This window comes from Citrobacter sp. MGH110 (genome assembly GCF_001037515.1).
Classification (GTDB): domain Bacteria; phylum Pseudomonadota; class Gammaproteobacteria; order Enterobacterales; family Enterobacteriaceae; genus Citrobacter; species Citrobacter portucalensis.
Genome location: NZ_KQ089830.1, coordinates 1,816,394 through 1,840,114 on the forward strand (window position 1 = coordinate 1,816,394; position 23,721 = coordinate 1,840,114).

The following is a 23,721-nucleotide window of genomic DNA, read 5'->3' on the forward strand; positions in this document are numbered from 1 at the left end:
ACACAGAGTAAAATAATTCAGTTTGTTTTTGTTTGACGGCTATCACAGTTCAGTCGTGAATGGCCGCAAAATCCGCACATTCCGATAAAATGCGTTTCTGAATGTGTCAAACTGATTATTCACCGCCCATTTTGTGGCGGTGAACTTTACTCGCATTAGTGATTAATTACGAGCTTTAAAAAAAGTCAGTTAACGAACAGATTGCAGGCGAGAAGCGTCGATGTGAAACAGGCGGGCAAAGTTATCAGTGGTTGCCTGCGCCAGTTCTTCAACGGCAACACCTTTCACTACGGCCATGTACTCTGCAACGTCACGAGTCATGGCGGGCTGGTTCTCTTTTCCACGATGCGGTACAGGCGCAAGGTAGGGAGAATCCGTCTCGACCAATAACCGGTCCAGAGGAACATAGCGGGCGGCATCACGGAGCTGCTCTGCATTTCGGAACGTGACGATGCCGGAAAACGAGATATAGAATCCAAGGTCCAGTAATTTGCCCGCCGTTTCTCTGTCCTCTGTAAAACAGTGTAGTACGCCGCCACAATCCGTCACTTTTTCTTCGCGCAGAATAGACAGCGTATCGGCTCGCGCATCGCGGGTATGCACGATAACCGGCTTCTGTAACTCACGGCCGATCTGAATATGGTGGATAAAAGATTCCTGCTGGCGCACCTTTGTTTCCGGCGTGTAAAAATAGTCCAGCCCGGTTTCTCCCATCGCCACAACCCCCTCTTCGGCGGCAAAACGACGCAGGTCCTCAACATCATAGGTTTCATCCTGATTTAACGGATGCACGCCGCAGGAGAAAACCACATTGTCACGCTCACCGACCAGTTCGCGCATACTGCGATATCCTGGCAGGGTGGTCGCGACGGCAAGACAGAATTTCACATCACGTGCGGCCGCTTTTGCCAGCACGTCATCCACGTCCTTATGCAGAGATTGATAATCCAGGCCATCAAGATGGCAGTGTGAGTCGACTAAAAACATAATGTCTCTCTCAAAGATGGGGAACAGGCAGTACGGTGCCTGGTTGCAGGTAATGCTCAATACGAAGAATAAGATCGGTTAACACCAGCTCACGGTTTACGCCTGTTACGTTCAGCAGTTGCTGACGACAATGACAAACGTCACCGAGTATCGCCTGTATCTGGGCAACGGATAACCGTTCTGCGATAGAAGATATCAGGTCCAGCGCATCAGGATTCGTTAAATGGGAAACGCCATACGGACGTTTCAACGCATCGGTCAACAACGTTGCCAGCCAGTGTAAACGGGCGGCAGCCTGATCGTGGTTTAACGCCGCGAGCAGTATATACCAGTCGCCTGTGTTTAATGTGTTCACCAGTGCCGCACAAAAATCTGTGCGGTGCGCCCAGCTTTCAGCCTGTAACAACGTGAGTGCCGCGCCTGGCGAACCTGCGCTCAGGCGTAACGCGCTCAGCAGCGCTTCTGACGACGCAGTCACCTCACGAGCAAGCCAGGAGATCGCATACGACTCCGGAGGTGGCGCAAGATGATGTAACCGGCAACGACTGCGTAATGTCGCCAGCAAGCGAGCAGGCTCTGTGCTGGCGAGGAAAAACCAGGTTTGTGCCGGGGGTTCTTCCAGCGTTTTCAGCAAGGCGTTGGCGGCGGCATCGGTTAACTGGGCAGCATCCGGGATCCACACGACCTTCGCACCGCCGAGACGCGAATGCTCGTACAGCTTTTCACTGACTTCGCGTACCGCATCAACCCCCAGCGTGCTTTTGCCTTTTTCCGGCAGCAACGAATAGTAGTCAGGGTGCGTCCCCGCCTGCATTAGCTGACAGCCGCGGCACTGTCCGCAGCTTTTATGCCCTTCCGGCTGCTGGCACATTAAATAGCGGCTGAGGGCGTAAATCAGCGCGTCGTCGCCCATTCCGGGTAACGCCTGAATCAGTAACGCATGGTGACCACGACCCGTCTGGTAGCTGGCTACCAGTTTTTCAAAATCCGGTCGTAACCATGGGTACCATTTCATGCGCCCTGCTCCTTCACCCATTGGGTGATGGTATGACGGATATCAGCCATCACAGCCTCCAACGGCTGCGTAGCGTCTATAGTACGAATGCTGGTGTCTTTGGCAGCCAGCTCAAGATAGCGCGCGCGAGTACGATTAAAGAAGTCGAAAGATTCCTGCTCAATACGATCCAGCTCGCCGCGGGCACGGGCACGCTTCAACCCGACTTCTGGCGTCACATCCAGATAGATCGTCAGGTCCGGGCGAAAATCACCAAGCACCGCATCGCGCAAGGTTGCCAGCATGTTTTGATCGATACCGCGTCCGCCGCCCTGATACGCCTGGGTCGACAGATCGTGACGATCGCCAATTACCCACGCGCCTTTCGCCAGTGCAGGTTTAATAACGGTTTCGACCAACTGTACACGCGCCGCGTAAAACATCAGAACTTCGGCTTTATCGGTAATGACCTCGTCACCGACCGATTTAATATCCAGCACCAGACTTCTTAGTTTCTCAGCCAGCTGCGTTCCACCAGGTTCACGGGTGAAAACCATGTCACGAATACCGAGTTGCTCAAGTGTCTCCACCACCACGTTACGCGCGGTGGTTTTTCCGGCGCCTTCCAGGCCTTCAATGACGATATAGTTACTGCCCATTTTTTTCCTTAAGCACTTTCAGGTAATCCTGCACGGACCGGTTATGGCTGGCAAGATTGGTGTTAAACGTGTGGCCGCCTTTACCGTCAGCCACAAAATAGAGATACGGCGTTTTTGCCGGATGCGCCGCGGCCTGCAATGAAGCCTCTCCCGGCATGGCAATCGGGCCTGGCGGCAGTCCCGTAATGGTATAGGTGTTATAGGCGGTCGGGGTGTCTAAATCCACACGCGACAATTTGCCATTATACCGTGTACCCATCCCGTAAATCACGGTCGGATCGGTTTGTAAACGCATACCGATACGTAAGCGGTTAATAAAGACCGAAGCCACCTGGTCGCGCTCGCTGGCAACCGCAGTTTCTTTTTCAATAATAGAAGCCATGGTTACCAGCTGATTTTTGTCCTGATAAGGCAGGCCATCAGCGCGTCCCTCCCAGACAGTATCCACCGCTTTAACCATTTTCTGATGCGCGCGTTTTAGTAACGCTACGTCAGTAGTATTGGCGGTATACATCCAGGTATCTGGCCAGAACCAGCCTTCTACCCATTGCGGGTTTTCAAGCTTCAGCGCCTCGGCCACGGTCTCATAGCTATCGTCGCTTAACGTATGTTTGATATACGGGGCATCACGCAGCTGTTTGAGGTAATCGCTCAGGCGCATCCCTTCAACCAGACGTAACGGGAACTGTGCCTCTTTGCCGCTTTCCAGCAGTTGCAGCATGTCCCGCACCGTCATGTCAGGCGTGAAGCGATATGTTCCGGCCTTAAAATGCGACAGCTCGGGCTCCACACGCAGCAGCCACTGGAACACGCGCGGACGATTGATAACGTTGTCTGCATACAGCTGTTCGCCGAGAGCCAGACGGCCCGTCCCCGCTTTCAGCGTAAAAATCGTTTCTTCTTTAATCAATAATTTGCTGTCCGCCAGATGGCGAACTTTCCACATTCCCACTCCAGCGGCAATGCCCAGCACAACCAGCAATAACAGGACAACAAGTAACAGTTTTTTCATGACTAATTCGGGTGCTCACAAAGTGGGGCTAAATAATCGAATAACAAACGTGAAGACAACAACGTGTCGCCACAGGCACGCACGGGAAAAATGGGCATTAACGCGTTACAGACGACGATTTCATCAGCCTGCATTACCTCCTCCAACCCGGCATACACTTCGACAATACTGAATGGCGATTGTGCCAGCATCCGGATACAGAATTGTCGCATAATACCGTTCACTCCGGCCTGGTCCAGCCGGGGCGTGTAAACCACATCACCTTTACGCCAGAACAAATTAGCCGCACAGCATTCCGTAACCCATCCCTCGCTGTCAAGAACCAGCGCTTCATCGGCGTCCGTCTGTTCAAGATGAGAGCGAATCAACACCTGCTCCAGTCGATTCAGGTGTTTAAGCCCGGCAAGCAGTGGATTACGTCCCAGCCGCACTGGGCTTAGCGCCAGCGTAATACCTTCTTGCCGCCAACGATCGTAATGATCGGGCCAGGCTGAAACGGAGAGGATGCGTGTGGCACTATGACAATTTTTGCCACTGTAACCCCGGCCTCCACTGCCACGGCTGATAATCACTTTCAACACACCGCGTACGTGCCCTTTCGCCAGCATTTTCATTTCATTTTGCAGCTCGGACCAATCTTCAAAAGAGATCAGCAGTTTTTGGCAAGCGTCTTGTAAACGCTCAAGATGCGCTGCAAAGAGAGGGATTTCACCGTCGATAATACAGGCAGTGGTAAAACAGCCATCACCAAATTGGGTCGCTCGATCGCTTGCGGCCAGCATATCTTGCTCGCAGCCATTAATTAAGAACATGGTGGCTCCTTATTTCTGGTCCGCTAGTTTGGCAGGATGAGTAACACAGGACAAGGGCGGAAAACCGAATAAAAAAGGCCCGACAAGCGGACCTTTTCAATTTGCTATCGATGCTAGCGCATCACCTGACGGACTTAAATCTTTTTAAAGATCAAAGAGCCGTTGGTACCACCGAAGCCAAAGGAGTTACACAGCGCATACTCCAGACCACTAACCTGACGCGCTTCGTGAGGTACGAAGTCCAGGTCACAACCTTCATCCGGGTTATCCAGGTTGATGGTTGGCGGAATAGCCTGATCGCGAAGCGCCAGGATAGAGAAAATAGACTCTACCGCGCCCGCCGCACCCAACAGGTGTCCGGTCATGGATTTGGTGGAGCTTACCATCACACGGCTTGCCGCATCGCCAAAGACAGATTTCACTGCCTGGGTTTCAGCTTTATCGCCTGCAGGCGTAGACGTACCATGTGCGTTGACATAGCCGATCTGACCCGCTTCAATAGCCGCATCGCGCAGTGCGTTGACCATTGCCAGCGCAGCGCCTGCACCGTTTTCCGGTGGCGACGTCATGTGGTAAGCATCGCTGCTCATACCGAAGCCAACGACTTCAGCATAGATTTTTGCACCGCGCGCTTTCGCATGCTCGTACTCTTCCAGTACCACCATGCCAGCACCGTCGCCCAGCACAAAGCCGTCACGCTCTTTGTCCCATGGGCGGCTTGCCGCTTGCGGGTTATCATTACGCGTAGACAGTGCACGTGCCGCGCCAAAGCCACCCACACCCAACGGCGTACTGGCTTTTTCAGCACCACCCGCAACCATCGCGTCTGCATCGCCGTATGCAATGATACGTGCGGCATGACCGATGTTATGCACGCCTGAAGTACAAGCAGTCGCGATGGAGATGCTTGGCCCTTGCAGGCCGTACATGATGGTCAGGTGACCAGCCACCATGTTAACAATCGTCGACGGAACGAAGAACGGGCTGATCTTACGCGGTCCACCGTTTACCAGTGAGGTATGGTTTTCTTCGATCAGACCGAGACCGCCAATACCAGAGCCGATAGCGGCGCCAATACGATGAGCGTTCTCTTCCGTAATTTCGAGGCCAGAATCCTGCATGGCCTGAACGCCAGCGACAATTCCATATTGAATGAAGGCATCCATCTTGCGCTGTTCTTTACGCGAGATAATGTCTTCACAGTTAAAATCCTTTACTAAGCCAGCAAATTTCGTTGCATAGGCGCTAGTATCGAAATGGTCGATCAGGCTGATGCCACTCTGACCGGCAAGGAGAGCTTTCCAGGTAGACTCTACGGTATTGCCGACAGGAGACAACATGCCCAGTCCGGTCACAACTACACGACGCTTAGACACGGTTGTCCTCCAGGGAGGGAAAATAATTCAAGTGGGATAAAAAGATAAAACTCAGGCGGTCGAATGACCGCCTGGAGATGTTCACTTACGCCTGGTGGCCGTTGATGTAATCAATGGCAGCCTGAACGGTAGTGATTTTCTCAGCTTCTTCGTCCGGAATCTCAGTATCAAACTCTTCTTCCAGAGCCATTACCAGCTCAACGGTGTCAAGAGAATCTGCGCCCAGGTCTTCAACGAAGGAAGCATTGTTGGTTACTTCTTCCTGCTTAACGCCCAGCTGTTCGCCGATAATTTTCTTAACGCGTTCTTCGATAGTGCTCATACTCTTAAATTTCCTATCAAAACTCGCTTTCGCGATGGTTTTCGTAGTGTATAAAATGTTGAAAAATTTGCAACTAAATCCCGGCAGGTCTTACCACGATTTTACGTTATTTTGAGGCCAAGACCTACAATAACGCAAATATTTTTCATCGTGGTTAAACCATGTACATCCCGCCGTTGACGTGCAAAGTCTCACCTGTGATGTAACTTGCTTCGTCAGAAGCTAAAAATGCAACCGCACTGGCGATTTCCTGAGCGCCGCCAAGGCGACCCGCAGGAACCTGCGCCAGAATACCCGCACGCTGATCATCAGACAGCGCACGCGTCATGTCCGTTTCAATAAAGCCCGGAGCAACAACGTTTACAGTAATGCCACGAGACGCAACTTCGCGCGCCAGTGATTTACTGAAGCCGATCAGACCCGCTTTCGCCGCAGCGTAGTTAGCCTGACCCGCATTTCCCATGGTACCAACCACAGAACCGATAGTGATAATACGCCCATGACGCTTTTTCATCATAGCTCGCATTACCGCTTTTGACAGACGGAAAACAGATGACAGGTTGGTTTCGATGATATCGTTCCACTCGTCATCTTTCATGCGCATTAACAGGTTATCACGAGTAATCCCGGCATTATTGACCAGGATATCGACTTCACCAAATTCTGCGCGAATATTTTCCAGAACAGATTCGATAGATGCCGGATCGGTCACATTCAACATCAGACCTTTACCATTTGCACCTAAGTAATCGCTAATGGCCTGCGCGCCGCTTTCGCTGGTAGCAGTACCGATAACTTTCGCGCCACGGGCAACAAGTGTCTCAGCAATTGCGCGGCCAATGCCACGGCTTGCACCGGTAACCAGCGCGATTTTTCCTTCAAAACTCATGGTCTTCCTCTTTTATTGCTCTAGCGCCGCAGACAGTGCCGCCGGCTCATTCAGTGCCGAAGCAGTCAGGGTGTCAACAATACGTTTCGTCAGACCGGTCAGAACTTTACCCGGACCGACTTCATACAGGTGCTCTACGCCCTGGGATGCCATAAATTCAACGGTTTTAGTCCACTGAACCGGGCTATACAGCTGACGAACCAGCGCATCGCGAATTGCGTCTGCCGTGGTCTCGCACTTCACGTCGACGTTGTTCACAACCGGAACAGTCGGCGCGTTAAAGGTGATTTTCTGCAGCTCAACGGCCAGTTTCTCAGCGGCAGGCTTCATCAGCGCGCAGTGAGAAGGAACGCTGACCGGCAGCGGCAGCGCACGCTTAGCGCCCGCGGCTTTACAGGCAGCACCAGCACGTTCTACGGCTTCTTTATGCCCGGCAATAACCACCTGACCCGGTGAGTTAAAGTTTACTGGTGAAACCACCTGGCCTTCGGCAGACTCTTCGCACGCTTTAGCGATAGCGGCATCGTCCAGACCGATAATAGCAGACATGCCGCCAGTGCCTTCCGGAACCGCTTCCTGCATGAATTTGCCACGCAGTTCAACCAGACGTACGGCATCGGCAAAACCGATAACACCCGCACATACCAGAGCAGAATATTCGCCCAGGCTATGACCCGCCATCAGCGCAGGTGTTTTACCCCCCTGCTGCTGCCATACGCGATAAAGCGCAACGGATGCGGTCAACAGCGCGGGCTGCGTCTGCCAGGTTTTATTCAGTTCTTCAGCCGGACCTTGCTGAGTCAACGCCCACAGATCATAGCCCAGTGCAGCTGATGCTTCAGCAAATGTTTCTTCAACAATTGGGTAGTTTGCTGCCATTTCAGACAACATCCCAACGGTCTGGGAACCCTGCCCCGGAAACACAAATGCAAATTGCGTCATGTTTAAATCCTTATACTAGAAACGAACCAGCGCGGAGCCCCAGGTGAATCCACCCCCGAAGGCTTCAAGCAATATCAACTGCCCAGCTTTAATACGCCCGTCGCGGACGGCTTCGTCCAGCGCGCACGGTACGGAGGCAGCAGAGGTATTACCATGTCTGTCGAGCGTCACGACAACATTATCCATCGACATACCCAGCTTTTTAGCTGTCGCGCTGATAATGCGCAGGTTAGCCTGATGCGGCACCAGCCAGTCCAGCGCAGAACGGTCGAGATTATTGGCTTCCAGCGTTTCATCAACGATGTGCGCAAGCTCGGTCACCGCGACTTTAAATACTTCGTTACCCGCCATCGTCAGGTGGATCGGGTTTTCCGGGTTCACGCGATCGGCGTTAGGCAGCGTCAACAGTTCGCCGTAGCGACCGTCAGCGTGCAGATGCGTGGAGAGAATACCTGGCTCTTCTGATGCGCTCAGTACAACCGCACCAGCCCCATCACCGAAAATGATGATCGTTCCGCGATCGGTTGGATCGCAGGTACGGGCCAGGACATCGGAGCCAACGACCAGAGCATGCTTAACTGCGCCAGATTTAACGTACTGGTCGGCAACGCTCAGGGCGTAAGTGAAGCCAGCACAAGCGGCTGCAACGTCAAACGCCGGACAGCCTTTGATCCCCAGCATACTTTGGATCTGGCACGCCGCGCTTGGAAATGCGTGAGTGGATGATGTGGTAGCAACCACAATCAGACCAATTTGTTCTTTGTCGATGCCCGCCATTTCAATCGCACGGTTTGCGGCGGCAAAGCCCATCGTCGCAACTGTTTCATTTGGCGCTGCAATATGGCGTTCACGGATACCTGTACGAGTGACGATCCACTCATCAGACGTCTCAACCATTTTTTCCAAATCGGCGTTAGTACGCACTTGTTCAGGCAGATAGCTGCCAGTACCAATAATCTTCGTATACATGTACGCTCAGTCACTTTTTGGTTATATACCGCTACGAGCAAATCGCTGATACGGTGGCCACATTCACAAACGCACCGTTATCTGTGTGCTCGTGATTTTGCGCTTTCGCCACCGTCCAGCAGTTCGAATCCAGCTGGGTATACAGATTCCAGGCGAGCGGCAATTCGCTGAGGAACTTGTCGCTGCACCGCCTGCACTGCCTGTTCAATCGCGACTTCAAATGCTCGCTGATTGGCCGCACCATGACTCTTAATCACCGTGCCGCGCAATCCTAACAGACAGGCGCCATTATACTGGTCGGGGTTGAGGTGACTAAATCGCCTTGTCAGGCTTTTTTGTAACCAACGTTTTAATAACAGAAGCCACCACGACCGTTTTTTGCCCTCACCCTGAGATTTCAGCAGTGAAAGGAACATTCTGACAACACCTTCCATCGTCTTTAATGTGACATTACCTGTAAAACCGTCACAGACCAACACATCGGTTTTGCCAGTCAGTAACTCATTGGCTTCAAGATAGCCAATATAATTAATGGAAGGGATTGTTTTTAGCACAGCTGAAGCATCTCGAATACTGTCGAGACCTTTCGTTTCTTCTTCGCCGATGTTGAGTAACGCCACGCGAGGATTGGCAATGCCAACAACCTCTTCTGCCAGCACGGAACCCATGACGGCAAATTGCACCAACATCGTGCTATCACAATCTACGTTGGCGCCCAAATCCAGCACCACCGTTTTGCCCTTTTGCTGATGGGGTAACACCGTCACCAACGCAGGACGCTCAATCCCCTCAAGAGGTTTGAGCAATAACTTCGCAAGTCCCATGAGTGCGCCCGTATTACCGGCGCTGACACAAGCTTGTGCCTGACCTTCTTTCACGAGCTCTAGGGCAACACGCATTGAGCTTCCACGACTGGCGCGAATAGCTTGCGAGGGCCGGGCATCACTGGCAATAACTGACTGAGCAGGGATAATCTGCAGACGCGAACGTTGTTCGAAGTCAGCTTTGGCAAGTAATGGCGTGATTGTATCGGGATCCCCGACTAAAAGAAGTGTGAGTTGCGAATTAGAATTCAGTGCCTGCAATGCTGCAGGCACTGTCACGGTAGGGCCAAAATCTCCCCCCATGACATCTAACGCCAGGGTTAGACGTGTCAAGGTATCGTCGCTGCCCGGTTAGGTGTTTCCCCAGTCACCCGGGGAAAGCCTCACTAAGCTTCATCACGCGTTCACTCTTTGTCTTTCTCACCAGAAGTGGGAAAGCCATTGAGTCATGCGTGATTACTTAGCGATTACCTTACGGCCACGGTAGAAACCGTCGGCAGTGATGTGGTGACGCAGGTGTTGTTCACCAGAAGTTTTGTCTACAGACAGGCTGGTGACTGCGGTCAGAGCGTCATGAGAACGACGCATGCCACGTTTGGAACGGGTTGGTTTATTCTGTTGTACGGCCATGGACCTTACTCCTCAATTACTTACGCTTTAAGCTGGCTAATACGGCAAATGGGTTTGGTTTTTGCGCTTCATCAGGCAATTCGCCAAAGACCATGTCCGCCTCGGACACTTCACAGTGTTCAGAATCATGCACCGGAACTACCGGCAAGGAGAGGATAATCTCATCTTCAACCATTGCAAGCAGATCGATTTCACCGAATTCGTTAACCTCAATCGGCTCATACGCTTCCGGGAGTGCTTCAGCCTGCTCGTCAGAACGGACAGGACTAAAACAATATGTTGTGTGAACATGAAGTGGGAACGGTTTCCCGCAACGCTGACATTCGAGCGTAACCGATACCTTCGCATCACCGGTTATAACGGCGAGACGCTGGTTATCGATAGCGAACGACATGGAGCATTCCACATCACTGTCCACACTGACTACAGAATCGGCGACGCGCTCAACCAGATCAGAAGTATAGATACCTTCATAATCGAGGCGTTTTTGAGCCGTACGAACCGGATCAAGAGTCAGGGGTAATTTTACCTTTTGCATAGGGCGCGCATATTAACTTTGTAACGTCATATAGTCAAAGAAAAAGGCAGCCTGTGGTTGCCTTTTGCCAATAATTCGCACACATTGCGGGTCATCGACTTAAAATCGCTCAAGACAAGCCACTACAGCCAGCTTGTAGGTCGAAGTCCATAGTTTAAAATGGCTCTCATCAATACGCTATATGCGAGGGAAAAAATATGCCTCAACTTATTCTTGCTTCTACCTCCCCCTGGCGTCGCGCTTTACTCGAAAAACTGGCAATCCCGTTTGAATGCGCTGCGCCAGAGGTTGATGAAACGCCGTTGCCCGGCGAAGCACCACGCCATTTAGTCTTGCGACTGGCGCAGAAAAAAGCGCAATCTCTCGCCCACCGTTACCCATCGCATCTGATTATTGGCTCCGATCAAATTTGTGTTCTTGATGGTGAAATAACCGGCAAACCATTAACTGAAGAAAATGCGCGCCAACAATTACTCAAAGCCCGTGGCAATATTGTGACGTTTTACACCGGACTGGCGCTGTATAATTCTGCGACCGGACATTTACAAACCGAAGTAGAACCTTTTGACGTCCATTTCCGTCATTTAAGCGAGGCGGAAATTGATGATTATCTGCGCAAAGAGCGCCCGCTCCATTGTGCAGGTAGCTTCAAAAGTGAAGGGTTAGGTATTGCACTCTTTGAACGCCTGGAGGGTCGTGACCCAAATACCCTGATCGGTTTGCCGCTTATCGCGTTGTGTCAAATGCTGCGGCGGGAAGAGATGAACCCGTTGAATGCCTGATTGATTTGCCTGATGGCGACGCGATGCGTCTTATCAGGCCTACGGTGCATCACACGGTTGTAGGCCTGATAAGCAACGAGCATCAGGCTTTACTGCGTAAAACCTCGAGGCAGCGCTTCAATTGCTTATCCATCGGCGCTTCAATACGCATCACTTCACCCGTTCCCGGATGGGTAAATTTCAATGCTGCGGCGTGCAGGAAAAGTCGGTTCAACCCCGTATCCGCCAGTTGCTTATCGAACTCACGGTCACCGTAGCGATCGTCAAAAGCAATTGGATGACCGGCATACTGGGTATGCACACGAATCTGGTGCGTACGTCCGGTCACCGGGCTACAGCGCACAAGCGTGGCAAACGCATAGCGCTCTTCCACTTTAAAACGTGTTTCTGACGGTTTGCCTTCCTGGTTCACCCGCACGATACGCTCGCCGCTTTGCAGAATGTTCTTTAACAGCGGCGCCTGCACGGTTTTGACATGCGACTGCCATTGGCCTCGAACCAGCGCGAGATAGTCTTTCTGCATGCCTTTTTCACGCAGTTGTTCATGCAATGAACGCAAGGCTGAGCGCTTTTTAGCCACCAGCAAAACGCCGGAGGTATCCCGGTCGAGGCGATGCACCAGTTCAAGGAAACGCGCTTCAGGTCGCAACGCACGTAATCCTTCAATGACGCCAAAGCTTAACCCGCTTCCGCCATGTACGGCCGTACCTGAAGGTTTGTTAAGCACCAGAATGTGGTCATCTTCATATAAAATGACGTCGGTCAGCGCCGCGACCTTTTGCAGGTTCGGTGAAATGGCCTCTTCTTCACGTTCAGCGACACGCACAGGTGGAATACGCACAATATCCCCGTCTTCGAGTTTGTACTCGGGTTTAATGCGTTTTTTATTCACCCGCACTTCGCCTTTACGCAAAATGCGATAAATCATACTTTTCGGCACGCCCTTAAGCTGGGTGCGCAAAAAGTTATCGATGCGTTGCCCTGCTTCGTCGGCAGTAATGGCAACTGTTTTTACGGCTGGAGTCTCTGTTTTCATGGGGGCCGATTTTAAATAGCCATCAAGATTCGCGCCACACATTTTTCTATGCTTATATTAACTGCTATACCTTATTACTTAAGTTTGACATAGCCGATTTGGTGGTTATTAAAGCAATCACTACGCGGAAGTGAAAAAACTGTGAGTAACCGGGTGATAAATGGCAAAAGTCATCTTGCTATAACAAGGTTAGCAGTGGAATAATGAGGTTGTTTCCGTGTTGAATCTTGTTAAAACAAGAACTTTTCCGGAATGACCCAATTTTGCCCGACCGATCATCAACGCAGCAATGGCGTAAGACGTATTGATCTTTCAGGCAGTTAGCGGGCTGCGGGTTGCAGTCCTTACCGGTAATATGGAAGCTTTTCTGGAGAGTAACACCCAGACTGTTCCCCTGATAATTGCGCTGTGTTTCCGTATGAAATGCAGGCAACCGACACTCTGCGCCTCTTTGAGCTGACGATAACCGTGAGGTTGGCGACGCGAATAGACACGAGGCCATCGGTTCACACCCGGAAAGGCATTACTCTGCCCGCAGCTTAGTCGTCAATGTAAGAATAATGAGTAAGTTACGATGAAAAGAATGTTAATTAACGCAACTCAGCAGGAAGAGTTGCGTGTCGCCCTTGTAGATGGGCAACGTCTGTACGATCTGGATATCGAAAGTCCTGGACACGAACAGAAAAAAGCCAACATCTATAAAGGCAAAATTACCCGTATTGAACCGAGTCTGGAAGCTGCTTTTGTTGATTACGGCGCTGAACGTCACGGTTTCCTCCCGTTAAAAGAAATTGCCCGCGAATACTTCCCCGCTAACTACAACTCCCATGGTCGTCCCAACATTAAAGACGTGTTGCGCGAAGGTCAGGAAGTCATCGTTCAGATCGATAAAGAAGAACGCGGCAATAAAGGCGCTGCGCTGACTACCTTTATCAGCCTGGCGGGTAGTTATCTGGTTCTGATGCCGAACAACCCGCGCGCGGGCGGTATCTCCCGCCGCATTGAAGGCGACGACCGTACCGAATTAAAAGAAGCGCTGGCAAGCCTGGAACTGCCTGATGGCATGGGCCTTATCGTGCGTACCGCAGGGGTCGGCAAATCCGCCGAAGCGCTGCAGTGGGACCTGAGCTTCCGCCTGAAGCACTGGGAAGCGATTCAAAAAGCCGCTGACAGCCGCCCTGCTCCGTTCCTGATCCACCAGGAAAGCAACGTTATCGTTCGCGCTTTCCGAGACTACTTACGTCAGGACATCGGCGAAATCCTTATCGATAACCCGAAAGTGATGGAGATGGCGCGTCAGCACATCGCCGCACTGGGTCGTCCGGATTTCAGCAGCAAAATCAAACTGTACACCGGCGAAATCCCGCTGTTCAGCCACTATCAGATCGAGTCTCAGATTGAGTCCGCATTCCAGCGCGAAGTACGTCTGCCGTCCGGCGGCTCAATCGTTATTGACAGCACAGAGGCACTGACCGCTATCGATATCAACTCCGCACGCGCAACTCGCGGCGGCGACATCGAAGAAACTGCGTTCAACACTAACCTTGAAGCAGCCGATGAAATTGCGCGTCAACTGCGCCTGCGCGACCTCGGCGGTCTGATTGTAATCGACTTCATTGATATGACGCCGGTTCGCCACCAGCGCGCGGTTGAAAACCGTCTGCGCGAGGCCGTACGCCAGGACAGAGCGCGTATTCAGATCAGTCATATTTCTCGCTTCGGTCTGCTGGAGATGTCTCGTCAGCGTCTGAGCCCGTCTCTGGGTGAATCCAGCCATCACGTGTGCCCGCGCTGCTCCGGCACCGGTACCGTACGTGATAACGAATCACTGTCGCTGTCTATTCTGCGTCTGATCGAAGAAGAAGCACTGAAAGAAAATACGCAAGAAGTTCACGCTATTGTTCCTGTGCCAATCGCCTCTTACCTGCTTAACGAAAAACGTACCGCGGTTAATGCTATCGAAACGCGTCAGAATGGCGTGCGCTGTGTGATCGTGCCAAACGATCAGATGGAAACCCCGCACTATTCTGTGCTGCGCGTACGCAAAGGGGAAGAAACACCGACCCTGAGCTACCTGCTGCCGAAACTGCATGAAGAGGCAATGGCATTGCCGACGGAAGAAGAGTACGTCGAGCGTAAACAGCCTGAGCAACCGGCGCTGGCCACCTTCGCCATGCCTGACGTTCCGCCAGCCCCTGCTCTGCAGGAACCTGCCGCGAAAGCCGCCGCGCCTAAAGCTGCAGCAGCAACCGCAGCCGTTGCCGCACAGCCCGGTTTGATTAGCCGTTTCTTTGGCGCACTGAAGTCCATCTTCGGTGGTAGCGAAGAAGTGAAACCGGTTGAACAACCTGCGCCGAAAGCTGAAGAGAAAACCGAACGCCAGCAGGATCGTCGTAAACCGCGTCAGAACAATCGTCGCGACCGTAACGATCGTCGTGATAACCGTGATAATCGCGGTGACCGTGACAACCGTAGCGAACGTTCAGAAAACGGCGAAAACCGTGAAGATAACCGCCGTAACCGTCGTCAGTCCCAGCAGCAAAATGCGGAAGCTCGCGATAACCGCCAGCAAACCACTGATGTTGTAGACAAAGCGAAATCCGGTGATGAACAGCAGGCGCCGCGTCGTGAACGCAACCGCCGTCGTAACGATGACAAGCGTCAGGCTCAGCAGGAAGTTAAAGAGCTGAACCAGGCTGAACAACCTGTGCAGGATACCGAGCAGGAAGAGCGCGTACGTCAGCCTCAAACCCGCCGCAAACAGCGTCAGTTGACTCAGAAAGTGCGTTTCACAGACAGTCCGGCGGTTGAAGCCGAAGTGGCTACTGTTGCTGCAATCGCTGAAACTGCTGTTGCTCAACCAACAGAACAGCCGGTACCGGCACAGCGCACCGAACTGGCGAAAGTTGATCTGCCAGCCGTCGTTGCGACTGAGCAGGAAGACAACAGCGAAGCTCGTGACGCCAACGGTATGCCGCGTCGTTCTCGCCGCTCTCCTCGCCATCTGCGCGTCAGTGGACAGCGTCGTCGTCGTTACCGTGACGAGCGTTATCCGGTTCAGTCGCCGATGCCGTTAACGGTCGCCTGCGCATCTCCTGAATTAGCGTCCGGTAAGGTTTGGATCCGCTACCCTGTTGCACGTCCTCAGGATCAGCAGGTTGAAGAACAGCGCGAACAGGAAATGATCCAGCAGCAAGCTGCACCTGTCGCCGTAGAACCTCAGGTTGCTGCCGCTGCCGTTGAACACATTGTGGATACCCCTGCGCCGGTTGAAGCCGTGCAACCAGAGGTTGTCGTAGCTGAGCCTCAGGCCGCCGTTGTTGAAACCACACAGGTTGAAACCACGCATCCGGAAGTGATTGCGACCCCGGTCGAGGAACAACCGCAAATTATCGCTGCATCTGATGCGCCCGTAGCAGAAGAAATCACCGCTGAAGCCGAACCTGTGGCTGACGTTGTGACTGCACCGGTTGCCGAAGAGCCTGCAGAGGTTGTTATTCCCCAGCCAGAAGTGGTTGAAGAGATTACTGAGGTTGTGGAAACAACGCCAGTTGTTGAAGAGGTTGCAGCGCCGAAAGACGTTGTTGCCGCGCCTGTCGTCGAAACTGAAGTCGTTAAGGCTGAAGTTGTCGCAGCCAGCGCTGATGCTGAACACCTGCACAGCCATGCAACCGCGCCAATGACCCGCGCTCCGGCACCGGAATATGTGCCAGAAGCGCCGCGTCATAGCGACTGGCAGCGTCCGGCATTCGCCTTTGAAGGCAAAGGTGCCGCAGGTGGACACAGCGCAACGCATCAAGCGACTGCGCCAGCAACACGTCCACAGCCTGTTGAGTAAGCCATAATCAATATCAAAGCCGGCCCTCGGGTCGGCTTTTTTATATCTGATCTACACCTTTCATCCCCGTCAGCTGCGGCATAACATCCTTCATTAGGGCCAGAAACTTGCGTAAGCGGGTCGGATAGTAACGCGCCCACGGATAAACCAAATGTACAGGCAACGGCGCCGCATGCCACTCAGGTAGCAACGCAACCAGACGTCCATTGGCAATATCCTCCGCCACCATCCAGCTTGAAACAATTGTCACTCCCAACCCCGCCAGCGCGGCATTTCTTGCGACATAAATACTGTCTGTGCTTAATCTGGGTGAAATATTCAGCGTGACTGGCTCATTACGCAATTGGTGCAACAACGAAACGCTATGCTGATAAAACGTGTTCACGGCAATCCAGGGCAGCGCTGATAACTGCTCAGGATGAGAAAGCTCGCCATATTGCTCCAGCAGTCCTGGACTCACCACCATACTACGGGGAACTTCAGCCAGTAAGACGGAAACCGTGGCCGGATCCACCTCAGCACCAACCCTGATCGCGCAATCAATATTATCGCTCAGAAAATCAACGGTTTTATCGTTGAGCATCCACTCTACTGCCAACTGGGGATAGCGCGAAAGAAACTGCAAAAGCGGCTCAAGTAGTTGTTGTTGCCCGAACGCATGCGGTGCGCGGACTCGCAACGTCCCCACCGGTTCATCTTCTGTGACATTAAGTCCATCTTCCAGCGCCAGCCAGGCATCAATAATCTTCTTAGCATGCTGATAGCCTCTTTCACCATCGTCGGTCAATTTCATCGCATGCGTGGTACGCATAAGCAGTTTCACACCCAGCAGCGTTTCCAGCGATTGCAGCCGTCGGCTAACGGTCGCCTGCGTCGTCCCTATCTGTTTTGCTGCTGCCGAAAGCGATCCTGCTTCAACAATACGTACAAACGTACGCATCAGCTCCACCCTGTCTATACGCTCATTTTTTATCATTTTCAGTTTCATCATACGCCTGACGTATAACTGTTTTACCACTGCGCTCGCTACCGCGCCACTCGCTGAAGGATAAAAATAGCCGCACATCCTGTGATTGAGGAATCATTTGTGAACACACATACCGCACTTTCCCGTTGGGTCATTTTTGTTCTGGCAATGGGCGCCGGATTCAGCGTGGCCGCTATCTACTACGCCCAGCCTCTTCTGCCTTTAATGGGTCAGGATCTGGCCTTAAGTCTCACCGGTATGGGGTTGGTCCCGACGCTGACCCAGGCGGGATATGCGTTAGGTATATTGTTTTTATTGCCATTAGGCGATCGTTATGACCGCCGGACATTAATCCTGCTGAAAAGCATCTCTCTTGCCGCGCTGCTGCTGGCCTGTAGCTTTACCGGTCAGTTGCATTCGCTATTACTGGTGAGCCTGCTGATGGGAATGGCGGCAACCATGGCACAAGATATTGTGCCTGCGGCGGCAATACTGGCGCCCGAAGGCAAGCAGGGAAAAACGGTGGGCACGGTGATGACGGGCCTTCTGCTGGGGATTTTACTCTCACGTACCGTCAGTGGAGTGGTGGGCGAAGCGTTTGGCTGGCGCGAGATGTACCAACTCGCTGCCGTCAGCATTGCCGTAATTACCGCGATTATGTGGAAAGTACTGCCTCGCTTTACGGTCCATTCCACGTTGAGCTATCCATCATTAATGTTCTCAATGGCGCAACTTTGGCAACGATATTCCACCTTGCGCCGCGCAGCACTGGCACAAGGCTTTCTGTCCATTGCTTTTAGCGCCTTCTGGTCTACGCTGGCGGTAATGTTATCTGAGCATTACCACATGGGTAGCGCTATAGCGGGTGCTTTTGGTATCGCGGGAGCAGCCGGAGCGCTTGCCGCACCGATGGCGGGCCATCTTGCCGATAAAGTGGGTGCGGCAAAAGTAACGCAATTGGGTGCTTTGCTGGTAACGGTATCTTTCGCACTGATGTTTTTGTTACCCGCCCTGCCCGTTCAGGGGCAGTGGCTGCTCATCGCCCTTTCGGCGGTAGGTTTTGATCTCGGATTGCAATCCAGCCTGGTTGCCCACCAGAATCTGGTCTATAGCCTGGAACCTCTGGCACGAGGACGATTGAACGCTCTGCTGTTTACGATGGTGTTTATCGGTATGTCGCTGGGTTCGGTTCTCGGAAGTCAGGTCTACGCCCTGGCAAATTGGGAAGGTGTCGTTGCATTGGCTACCTTCAGCAGTGCAATTGCGTTGGTCATAAGACTGACGGGGAACCCGTCGCTTAGTAAGACGTCGGTTGCCTAAAAAAATGCCCGCTCCGGGGTGTTAAAGGAGCGGGCAGACAAACATACCCAGTTTCAAGATATGTTTCAAAACGAGGCGTTAACGATTGAGCTGGAACAACGACATTCCCTGCATATCGGTGAACGCTTTATAGGATGCCTGTAGCGCAGCCTGCTGCATGACATAAGACGAGATCGCGGCGTTCCAGTCGACATCCACCAGATTACTCATCTGCTGAGTTTGGCCTAATGCACGATCGGCACCCAGTGAATCCAGCGAGCTTAATTCACTCAGCTGCGTACCTAATTCTGCACGAACAGACAGGACGTTATTCAACGAGTTTTTCAGGCCACGGCTGGTTTTATCAATGGCAGCAGCGGCTTTGTCTTTTGCCACATCATCACCCGCAATCGGGATTTTGAGCTCTGCAATCGCGCTATCCAGCATTTTAAACAGGTTCTTTTCCTGAGTGCCGCCACCAGGTTCCGGTACCGCGTTGCTTGTCAGGTTGGCGAATACTTTATCGCCAGTATGACCAATCACCATGGTTCGGGAGGCATCGACCTGTTGGGTAACGTTTGTTGTACCGCCGCTGTAAGCGCCATCTGCCTGGGCAAACGGTGCGGATTCTGTTTTATATCCACCGAAAATATAGCGACCATTACCGTCGGTACTGTTTGCCAGGTTCATCAGCTGATCGCGGATCCCCTGTAGGTCGGTGGCCAGCGATGCACGGTCGTCATCACTTAACGTTCCGTTCCCGGCATAAACGATTTTTTCCTGTGCAGCCTGAATTGCCGTCGTCACCTGGCTCAGAACATTCTCTTCCAGCGACACCTTTTGCGTCGCGAATGAGCGTGCCAGCGTATATTGGCTGTTCTGCGCCTGAGCCTGAGAAAGTACCACGGCCTGCGAGGCGGCAATCGGATCGTCTGATGGGTTGATCACGCGTTTGCCCGTTGACATCTGCTCGCCGAACTTCATCCATTCAGCCTGAGAGTTAGTGATGCCACGCATATTCTGCTGGTACATCATCTGGGTGCTGATACGCATTGTGTCCCTCTCCCTTAGCGGATATTAATCAGTGCATCAAACAACGCATTCGCGGTCTGCAGCACTTGCGCGTTAGCCAGGTAATACTGCTGAAAACGCTGTAAATTACCGTACTCTTCGTCGAGGTTAACGCCGGAAATAGACTGTTGCTGCCGGTAAAGCTGTGTCACCACGTTGTTCTGGGTGGTGGCACTGGTTTTCAGCGTAGCGGTTTTGTTCCCGACATCGCTTACCAGCGTGGCATATGCATCGTTGAAGGTCTTATTGCCGACAGTCGCTTTGGTTTGCAGATCTAACAGTTTCTGACCGTTACGGTTGTCGCTCTTGCCTTTATCGATCGTGGGGTCCGTATCATTTTTAGACACTTGAGCCATGGCGATTTTCGACTCATCGGTCACCATAACTTTCATATCAACGATAGCGTTACTCACGGGTTTTACAGTAAAACTGTCATTAGCTTTCGCGCCAGCATTAACGGTGATTTCCATCCCGTCAAAGGACATTTTTCCACCGGTAACGGTGGCTTTGAAGCTGGTATTATCCGCCAGGCGAGTAACCTGCCAGTCCTTCCCATCAAAAACGATTTTATAATCTGTCGCCTGTACAGCGGAGCTGTCAGTGATCTTAGCGCTTAACGATCCTGTGCCCGTATTTTTCGCGTTGTTGAAGACTTCCGGGCTGCCGATAGCAAAGAAATCCTTACCCTGATCGCCGTTGGCATCAAAACCTTCTTTATGCTGAGCGTTAAATGCACTGGCAAATGCAAGCGCCAGTTGGCCGAGGGTATTACGCGTCTGATCCAGCTCCTGAGAACGGAAGGTGAGCAGTCCACCCAGTGAACCGGTATTCAGCAGTTTCTCCGGAATTTCAACAGCTCCGGCAACGCCATCAACGTAGGCCACAGTTGTACGATTAGGATCATCGCTGGAAGGCACTGCCGCCAGTTGACGTGCATTGCTGCCCTGCACCAGCGAATAGCCGTTGGCCATGGTCAGGTTGTAAGTGCCACCATCCTGAATGCTGACTTCAACACCGACAATCTGATTCAATTCACTGACCAGCTGATCGCGCTGATCAAGCAGGTCGTTAGGAGACGCACCTGCGCCGACGCCTGTCATACGAGAAATCTGGTCGTTGAGGCTGGCAATTTGTTTCGAATAGTTGTTGATCTGATCAACGCTGGCTTTAATCGCGGTATTGACCTGCTTATCCTGATCGCGCAGATACTGGTCGGTCGTTTTAAACTGATTTACCAATCCATCAGCTTTACCGATTAGCGCCTGGCGTGCCGCCGGATCTTCGGCGTTGCTGACCAGCGTTTGCAGGCTGGTAAAAAAGTCCTGCATGGAGGTCGAAATAGAACTGGTTTTGCTGGAGAGCAGATTGTCGATTTTTGACATTTGCTCATAACGTGTCGTCAGACCGCTGCTCTGGTTCTGCGCTGCTCGCAACTGGTTAGTGATAAAGGAGTCATATTCACGTTGTACACCAGAAACATAGACACCATTGCCTACCCAGCCCCCCGCACCCAGCGTGCTGTTCGCTTGCGCCATAATTGTCGTCTGTCGGGTATATCCGGCAACGTTATAGCTGGAGATGTTGTTACTGGCAGTATTCAACGCGGCCTGCGCTGCGCTGAGTCCACTCATCGCATTATTAATCAAGCTGGACATGGAGGTTCCTTGTAATCCTTCAATACTCGTTATTATCGGCAGCAGGTCGGTAGACTTGAGCTATTTAAAAGAGATTATCGATGTTCGTGCTGTAGGTTTTGCTCACTTTTTCACTCATCGATTTCAACTGCTGGATCATGCTGGTTAATTTTCGCGCATAGTTAGGGTCCGTGGCGTAACCCGCATTTTGCAATGCCTGCGCCCCTTGCTCGGCGGTCGAGGCAGCGGTCACTGCCGCATAGCGCGGGTTACGCGATATCAGACCGACATAATCCGACAACGCCTCAAGGTAAGAGCTATAGACGCGGAATCTGGCTTTCACCTTTTTCGCCTCACCGTTCTCATATTCAGTCGTGGTGATTTCAGTGGTTGGACCTTTCCAGCTTCCTGAAGCCTTCACGCCAAAAATGTTAAAGCTCGGTTCACCGTTCTCACGGCGAATTTGTCGCTGCCCCCATCCGGACTCCAGCGCCGCCTGTGCCAGAATCAGATGATGCGGGACGCCGCTTTGCTGGCTGGCCAGCTTAGCCGGCAGCGATAGCTGGGCGAGGAAGTCTTTACTGTCACCTGACAGCGGCTCATCATTGCTTTCCGTCGCCCGGGGGATGGCTTTGCGGACCAGTTGCGTCAATGCCTGATTTTGATAGCTGGTCACCGTTTCCAGTGAAAACTTCATCGGCACCTGCGGCGCGTCATCCTCAGGTTGCGCTTGCCCTTCAGTCATCTGCTTGACCATCATTTCAGCCAGCCCCAGACCTTTGCCTGCGGTCATTTGCTGCGCAATTTGTTGATCATACATACTGGTATACAAGCGCGTTGAATCGCTGCTAAACACGCCATCTTTCGGCAGCGCTTCACGCATGCTTTTCAGCATCATCTGCACGAACATCCCTTCAACCTGACGGGCGACCGGACGGATATTCGCCGCCGGGTCCTGGCCCGCTTTCGCTTTCAGTTCGTTCAGTGATTGCGCATCCCAGGCAGCGCTGGTCAACAGTTTGCTGTCACCAATCATTAGATGATTTCCAGTTTGGCGCGTAAGCAACCCGCGCTCTGCATCGATTGCAGAATGGACATCAGATCCATCGGCGTTGCCCCCAGCGCATTCAGCGCACGTACCACATTGTTCAGGTTGGCGCTGGAACGCACGCTTTGCAGCGAACCACCGCTCTGGCGCAGGTCAATCTGGGTTTGAGGCGTCACCACGGTTTGTCCACCGCCAAACGGTGTGTCCGGCTGGCTGACGTTCGCCTGGCGGTTTACCGTAATCGACAAGTTGCCTTGTGCCACAGCACAGCTATCCAGCGTCACTTCACGGTTCATGACGACAGATCCGGTGCGCGAGTTGATAATCACTTTCGCATCCTGCGGCGTGACGTTCACCTCAATATTCTGGATATCAGCGAGGAAACGCACCTGCGAGCTGTTGCCACTTGGTACGCGAACCTGAATGGTTCGGGCATCCAACGCTGTTGCGTTACCAAAGCCACGCGAGCGGTTGATGGTGTCGGTAATCTGCTGCGCCATCGTGAAATCTTCATTATTGAGCTGCAGATTAATGGTGTTACCACCGCCGAACTGGCTGGGTAATTCACGTTCGATAATCGCGCCGTTGGTAATGCGTCCACCATTGAGCTGGTTAACCTGCACGCTACTGCCACCTGCAGCCGCGCCCGCACCGCCCACCAAAATATTCCCCTGAGCCAAGGCATACACCTGACTATCGACCCCTTTTAACGGGGTCATCAGCAGCGTACCGCCGCGTAGGCTTTTGGCGTTCCCCATAGAGGAGACCACTACGTCGATGGTTTGTCCCTGACGACCGAATGCAGGAAATGACGCGGTAACCATCACCGCCGCCACGTTTTTCAGCTGCATATTGGTGCCAGTTGGCACGGTTATCCCCAACTGCGAAAGCATGTTATTGAGCGTTTGCGTCGTAAACGGCGTCTGGGTGGTCTGGTCACCCGTACCATCCAGACCGACTACCAGCCCATAACCTATCAACGAGTTTTCCCGCACCCCCTGAACGCTTGTCAGGTCACGAATACGGTCAGCATGCGCAAAGGTGGTTATCAGCACCAGTACCATTCCAACAAAAGATTTAAACACTGGGTAC

Annotated in this window: 22 protein-coding genes; 3 read left to right on the forward strand and 19 right to left on the reverse strand. The window is 52.5% G+C overall.

Features of this window, described 5'->3' with window-relative positions:
• Window positions 1-189: 189 nt before the first annotated feature.
• The 13 genes from SK38_RS08740 to yceD all read right to left on the reverse strand — a co-directional run bounded on the left by SK38_RS08740 (window position 190) and on the right by yceD (window position 10,954).
• Window positions 190-987 carry a metal-dependent hydrolase gene (locus SK38_RS08740; RefSeq protein ID WP_020996495.1) on the reverse strand — a complete coding sequence of 266 codons (798 nt, stop codon included), beginning with the start codon at window positions 985-987 and terminating at the stop codon, window positions 190-192.
• A gap of 10 nt (window positions 988-997) precedes the next feature.
• Window positions 998-2,002: a DNA polymerase III subunit delta' gene (gene holB, locus SK38_RS08745; RefSeq protein WP_048235646.1), complete on the reverse strand. Its 1,005-nt coding sequence runs from the start codon at window positions 2,000-2,002 to the stop codon at window positions 998-1,000.
• On the reverse strand, window positions 1,999-2,640 hold the full coding sequence (tmk, locus tag SK38_RS08750) for a dTMP kinase (RefSeq protein WP_008784374.1): 642 nt from the start codon (window positions 2,638-2,640) through the stop codon (window positions 1,999-2,001). Before tmk ends, holB begins: the two co-directional genes overlap by 4 nt.
• Entirely contained in the window at window positions 2,630-3,652 is a 1,023-nt protein-coding gene (gene yceG / locus SK38_RS08755) for a cell division protein YceG (RefSeq protein ID WP_048235647.1), read from the reverse strand. The genes tmk and yceG overlap by 11 nt, the downstream gene beginning before the upstream one ends.
• A gap of 2 nt (window positions 3,653-3,654) precedes the next feature.
• Window positions 3,655-4,464 carry an aminodeoxychorismate lyase gene (gene pabC / locus SK38_RS08760; protein WP_048235648.1) on the reverse strand — a complete coding sequence of 270 codons (810 nt, stop codon included), beginning with the start codon at window positions 4,462-4,464 and terminating at the stop codon, window positions 3,655-3,657.
• A gap of 134 nt (window positions 4,465-4,598) precedes the next feature.
• Entirely contained in the window at window positions 4,599-5,840 is a 1,242-nt protein-coding gene (gene fabF / locus SK38_RS08765; protein ID WP_003036260.1) for a beta-ketoacyl-ACP synthase II, read from the reverse strand.
• 85 nt (window positions 5,841-5,925) lie between these two features.
• Window positions 5,926-6,162 (reverse strand): acyl carrier protein, encoded by a 237-nt coding sequence (gene acpP / locus SK38_RS08770; RefSeq protein ID WP_000103754.1) that lies wholly within the window; start codon window positions 6,160-6,162, stop codon window positions 5,926-5,928.
• A gap of 154 nt (window positions 6,163-6,316) precedes the next feature.
• Window positions 6,317-7,051, reverse strand: coding sequence for a 3-oxoacyl-ACP reductase FabG (gene fabG / locus SK38_RS08775; RefSeq protein WP_003036255.1), 735 nt, complete (start codon window positions 7,049-7,051; stop codon window positions 6,317-6,319).
• 12 nt (window positions 7,052-7,063) lie between these two features.
• Window positions 7,064-7,993 carry an ACP S-malonyltransferase gene (fabD, locus tag SK38_RS08780; protein ID WP_003832182.1) on the reverse strand — a complete coding sequence of 310 codons (930 nt, stop codon included), beginning with the start codon at window positions 7,991-7,993 and terminating at the stop codon, window positions 7,064-7,066.
• Between the two features lie 15 nt (window positions 7,994-8,008).
• The gene (gene fabH, locus SK38_RS08785; RefSeq protein WP_003832181.1) at window positions 8,009-8,962 is read right to left on the reverse strand and encodes a beta-ketoacyl-ACP synthase III; all 954 of its coding nucleotides are present in this window, start codon (window positions 8,960-8,962) and stop codon (window positions 8,009-8,011) included.
• Window positions 8,963-9,039: 77 nt separating this feature from the next.
• A complete protein-coding gene (gene plsX, locus SK38_RS08790; protein ID WP_071846967.1) occupies window positions 9,040-10,119 on the reverse strand; it encodes a phosphate acyltransferase PlsX in 1,080 nt (359 codons plus the stop codon).
• Window positions 10,120-10,242: 123 nt separating this feature from the next.
• Window positions 10,243-10,416, reverse strand: a complete 174-nt coding sequence (gene rpmF, locus SK38_RS08795) for a 50S ribosomal protein L32 (protein ID WP_003036242.1) — start codon at window positions 10,414-10,416, stop codon at window positions 10,243-10,245.
• Window positions 10,417-10,432: 16 nt separating this feature from the next.
• Window positions 10,433-10,954, reverse strand: coding sequence for a 23S rRNA accumulation protein YceD (yceD, locus tag SK38_RS08800; protein WP_003036239.1), 522 nt, complete (start codon window positions 10,952-10,954; stop codon window positions 10,433-10,435).
• 197 nt (window positions 10,955-11,151) lie between these two features.
• Between yceD and SK38_RS08805 the strand changes: the two genes are divergently transcribed.
• Entirely contained in the window at window positions 11,152-11,736 is a 585-nt protein-coding gene (locus SK38_RS08805) for a Maf family protein (RefSeq protein ID WP_003832177.1), read from the forward strand.
• An 82-nt stretch (window positions 11,737-11,818) separates the two neighbouring features.
• Here the strand turns inward: SK38_RS08805 and rluC are convergent, their stop codons facing one another.
• Entirely contained in the window at window positions 11,819-12,772 is a 954-nt protein-coding gene (gene rluC / locus SK38_RS08810; RefSeq protein WP_003036228.1) for a 23S rRNA pseudouridine(955/2504/2580) synthase RluC, read from the reverse strand.
• Window positions 12,773-13,346: 574 nt separating this feature from the next.
• Here rluC and rne point away from each other — a divergent pair.
• A complete protein-coding gene (gene rne, locus SK38_RS08815; protein WP_048235649.1) occupies window positions 13,347-16,610 on the forward strand; it encodes a ribonuclease E in 3,264 nt (1,087 codons plus the stop codon).
• A gap of 40 nt (window positions 16,611-16,650) precedes the next feature.
• On the opposite strand, the gene SK38_RS08820 is transcribed toward rne, so the two are convergent.
• Window positions 16,651-17,676, reverse strand: a complete 1,026-nt coding sequence (locus SK38_RS08820) for a LysR family transcriptional regulator (RefSeq protein ID WP_075553044.1) — start codon at window positions 17,674-17,676, stop codon at window positions 16,651-16,653.
• 21 nt (window positions 17,677-17,697) lie between these two features.
• Here SK38_RS08820 and SK38_RS08825 point away from each other — a divergent pair, with 21 nt between their 5' ends.
• Window positions 17,698-18,897, forward strand: coding sequence for an MFS transporter (locus SK38_RS08825; RefSeq protein ID WP_048235650.1), 1,200 nt, complete (start codon window positions 17,698-17,700; stop codon window positions 18,895-18,897).
• 78 nt (window positions 18,898-18,975) lie between these two features.
• On the opposite strand, the gene flgL is transcribed toward SK38_RS08825, so the two are convergent.
• From flgL to SK38_RS08845, 4 genes are all read right to left on the reverse strand, one after another.
• Window positions 18,976-19,929, reverse strand: a complete 954-nt coding sequence (gene flgL / locus SK38_RS08830) for a flagellar hook-associated protein FlgL (RefSeq protein ID WP_048235651.1) — start codon at window positions 19,927-19,929, stop codon at window positions 18,976-18,978.
• A 14-nt stretch (window positions 19,930-19,943) separates the two neighbouring features.
• Entirely contained in the window at window positions 19,944-21,602 is a 1,659-nt protein-coding gene (gene flgK, locus SK38_RS08835) for a flagellar hook-associated protein FlgK (protein ID WP_048214465.1), read from the reverse strand.
• A gap of 64 nt (window positions 21,603-21,666) precedes the next feature.
• Window positions 21,667-22,617: a flagellar assembly peptidoglycan hydrolase FlgJ gene (flgJ, locus tag SK38_RS08840; protein WP_048235652.1), complete on the reverse strand. Its 951-nt coding sequence runs from the start codon at window positions 22,615-22,617 to the stop codon at window positions 21,667-21,669.
• Window positions 22,617-23,693, reverse strand: a complete 1,077-nt coding sequence (locus SK38_RS08845; RefSeq protein ID WP_048236459.1) for a flagellar basal body P-ring protein FlgI — start codon at window positions 23,691-23,693, stop codon at window positions 22,617-22,619. Before SK38_RS08845 ends, flgJ begins: the two co-directional genes overlap by 1 nt.
• Window positions 23,694-23,721: the final 28 nt, after the last annotated feature.

What these genes read in the sequence shown, in the direction of transcription:
- SK38_RS08740 (WP_020996495.1), bottom strand. Translation starts at nt 987, where the DNA reads ATGTTTTTAGTCGACTCACACTGCCATCTTGATGGCCTGGATTATCAA.
- holB (WP_048235646.1), bottom strand. Translation starts at nt 2,002, where the DNA reads ATGAAATGGTACCCATGGTTACGACCGGATTTTGAAAAACTGGTAGCC.
- tmk (WP_008784374.1), bottom strand. Translation starts at nt 2,640, where the DNA reads ATGGGCAGTAACTATATCGTCATTGAAGGCCTGGAAGGCGCCGGAAAA.
- yceG (WP_048235647.1), bottom strand. Translation starts at nt 3,652, where the DNA reads ATGAAAAAACTGTTACTTGTTGTCCTGTTATTGCTGGTTGTGCTGGGC.
- pabC (WP_048235648.1), bottom strand. Translation starts at nt 4,464, where the DNA reads ATGTTCTTAATTAATGGCTGCGAGCAAGATATGCTGGCCGCAAGCGAT.
- acpP (WP_000103754.1), bottom strand. Translation starts at nt 6,162, where the DNA reads ATGAGCACTATCGAAGAACGCGTTAAGAAAATTATCGGCGAACAGCTG.
- fabG (WP_003036255.1), bottom strand. Translation starts at nt 7,051, where the DNA reads ATGAGTTTTGAAGGAAAAATCGCGCTGGTTACCGGTGCAAGCCGTGGC.
- fabD (WP_003832182.1), bottom strand. Translation starts at nt 7,993, where the DNA reads ATGACGCAATTTGCATTTGTGTTTCCGGGGCAGGGTTCCCAGACCGTT.
- fabH (WP_003832181.1), bottom strand. Translation starts at nt 8,962, where the DNA reads ATGTATACGAAGATTATTGGTACTGGCAGCTATCTGCCTGAACAAGTG.
- rpmF (WP_003036242.1), bottom strand. Translation starts at nt 10,416, where the DNA reads ATGGCCGTACAACAGAATAAACCAACCCGTTCCAAACGTGGCATGCGT.
- yceD (WP_003036239.1), bottom strand. Translation starts at nt 10,954, where the DNA reads ATGCAAAAGGTAAAATTACCCCTGACTCTTGATCCGGTTCGTACGGCT.
- SK38_RS08805 (WP_003832177.1), top strand. Translation starts at nt 11,152, where the DNA reads ATGCCTCAACTTATTCTTGCTTCTACCTCCCCCTGGCGTCGCGCTTTA.
- rluC (WP_003036228.1), bottom strand. Translation starts at nt 12,772, where the DNA reads ATGAAAACAGAGACTCCAGCCGTAAAAACAGTTGCCATTACTGCCGAC.
- rne (WP_048235649.1), top strand. Translation starts at nt 13,347, where the DNA reads ATGAAAAGAATGTTAATTAACGCAACTCAGCAGGAAGAGTTGCGTGTC.
- SK38_RS08820 (WP_075553044.1), bottom strand. Translation starts at nt 17,676, where the DNA reads ATGTGCGGCTATTTTTATCCTTCAGCGAGTGGCGCGGTAGCGAGCGCA.
- flgL (WP_048235651.1), bottom strand. Translation starts at nt 19,929, where the DNA reads ATGCGTATCAGCACCCAGATGATGTACCAGCAGAATATGCGTGGCATC.
- flgK (WP_048214465.1), bottom strand. Translation starts at nt 21,602, where the DNA reads ATGTCCAGCTTGATTAATAATGCGATGAGTGGACTCAGCGCAGCGCAG.
- flgJ (WP_048235652.1), bottom strand. Translation starts at nt 22,617, where the DNA reads ATGATTGGTGACAGCAAACTGTTGACCAGCGCTGCCTGGGATGCGCAA.
- SK38_RS08845 (WP_048236459.1), bottom strand. Translation starts at nt 23,693, where the DNA reads ATGGTACTGGTGCTGATAACCACCTTTGCGCATGCTGACCGTATTCGT.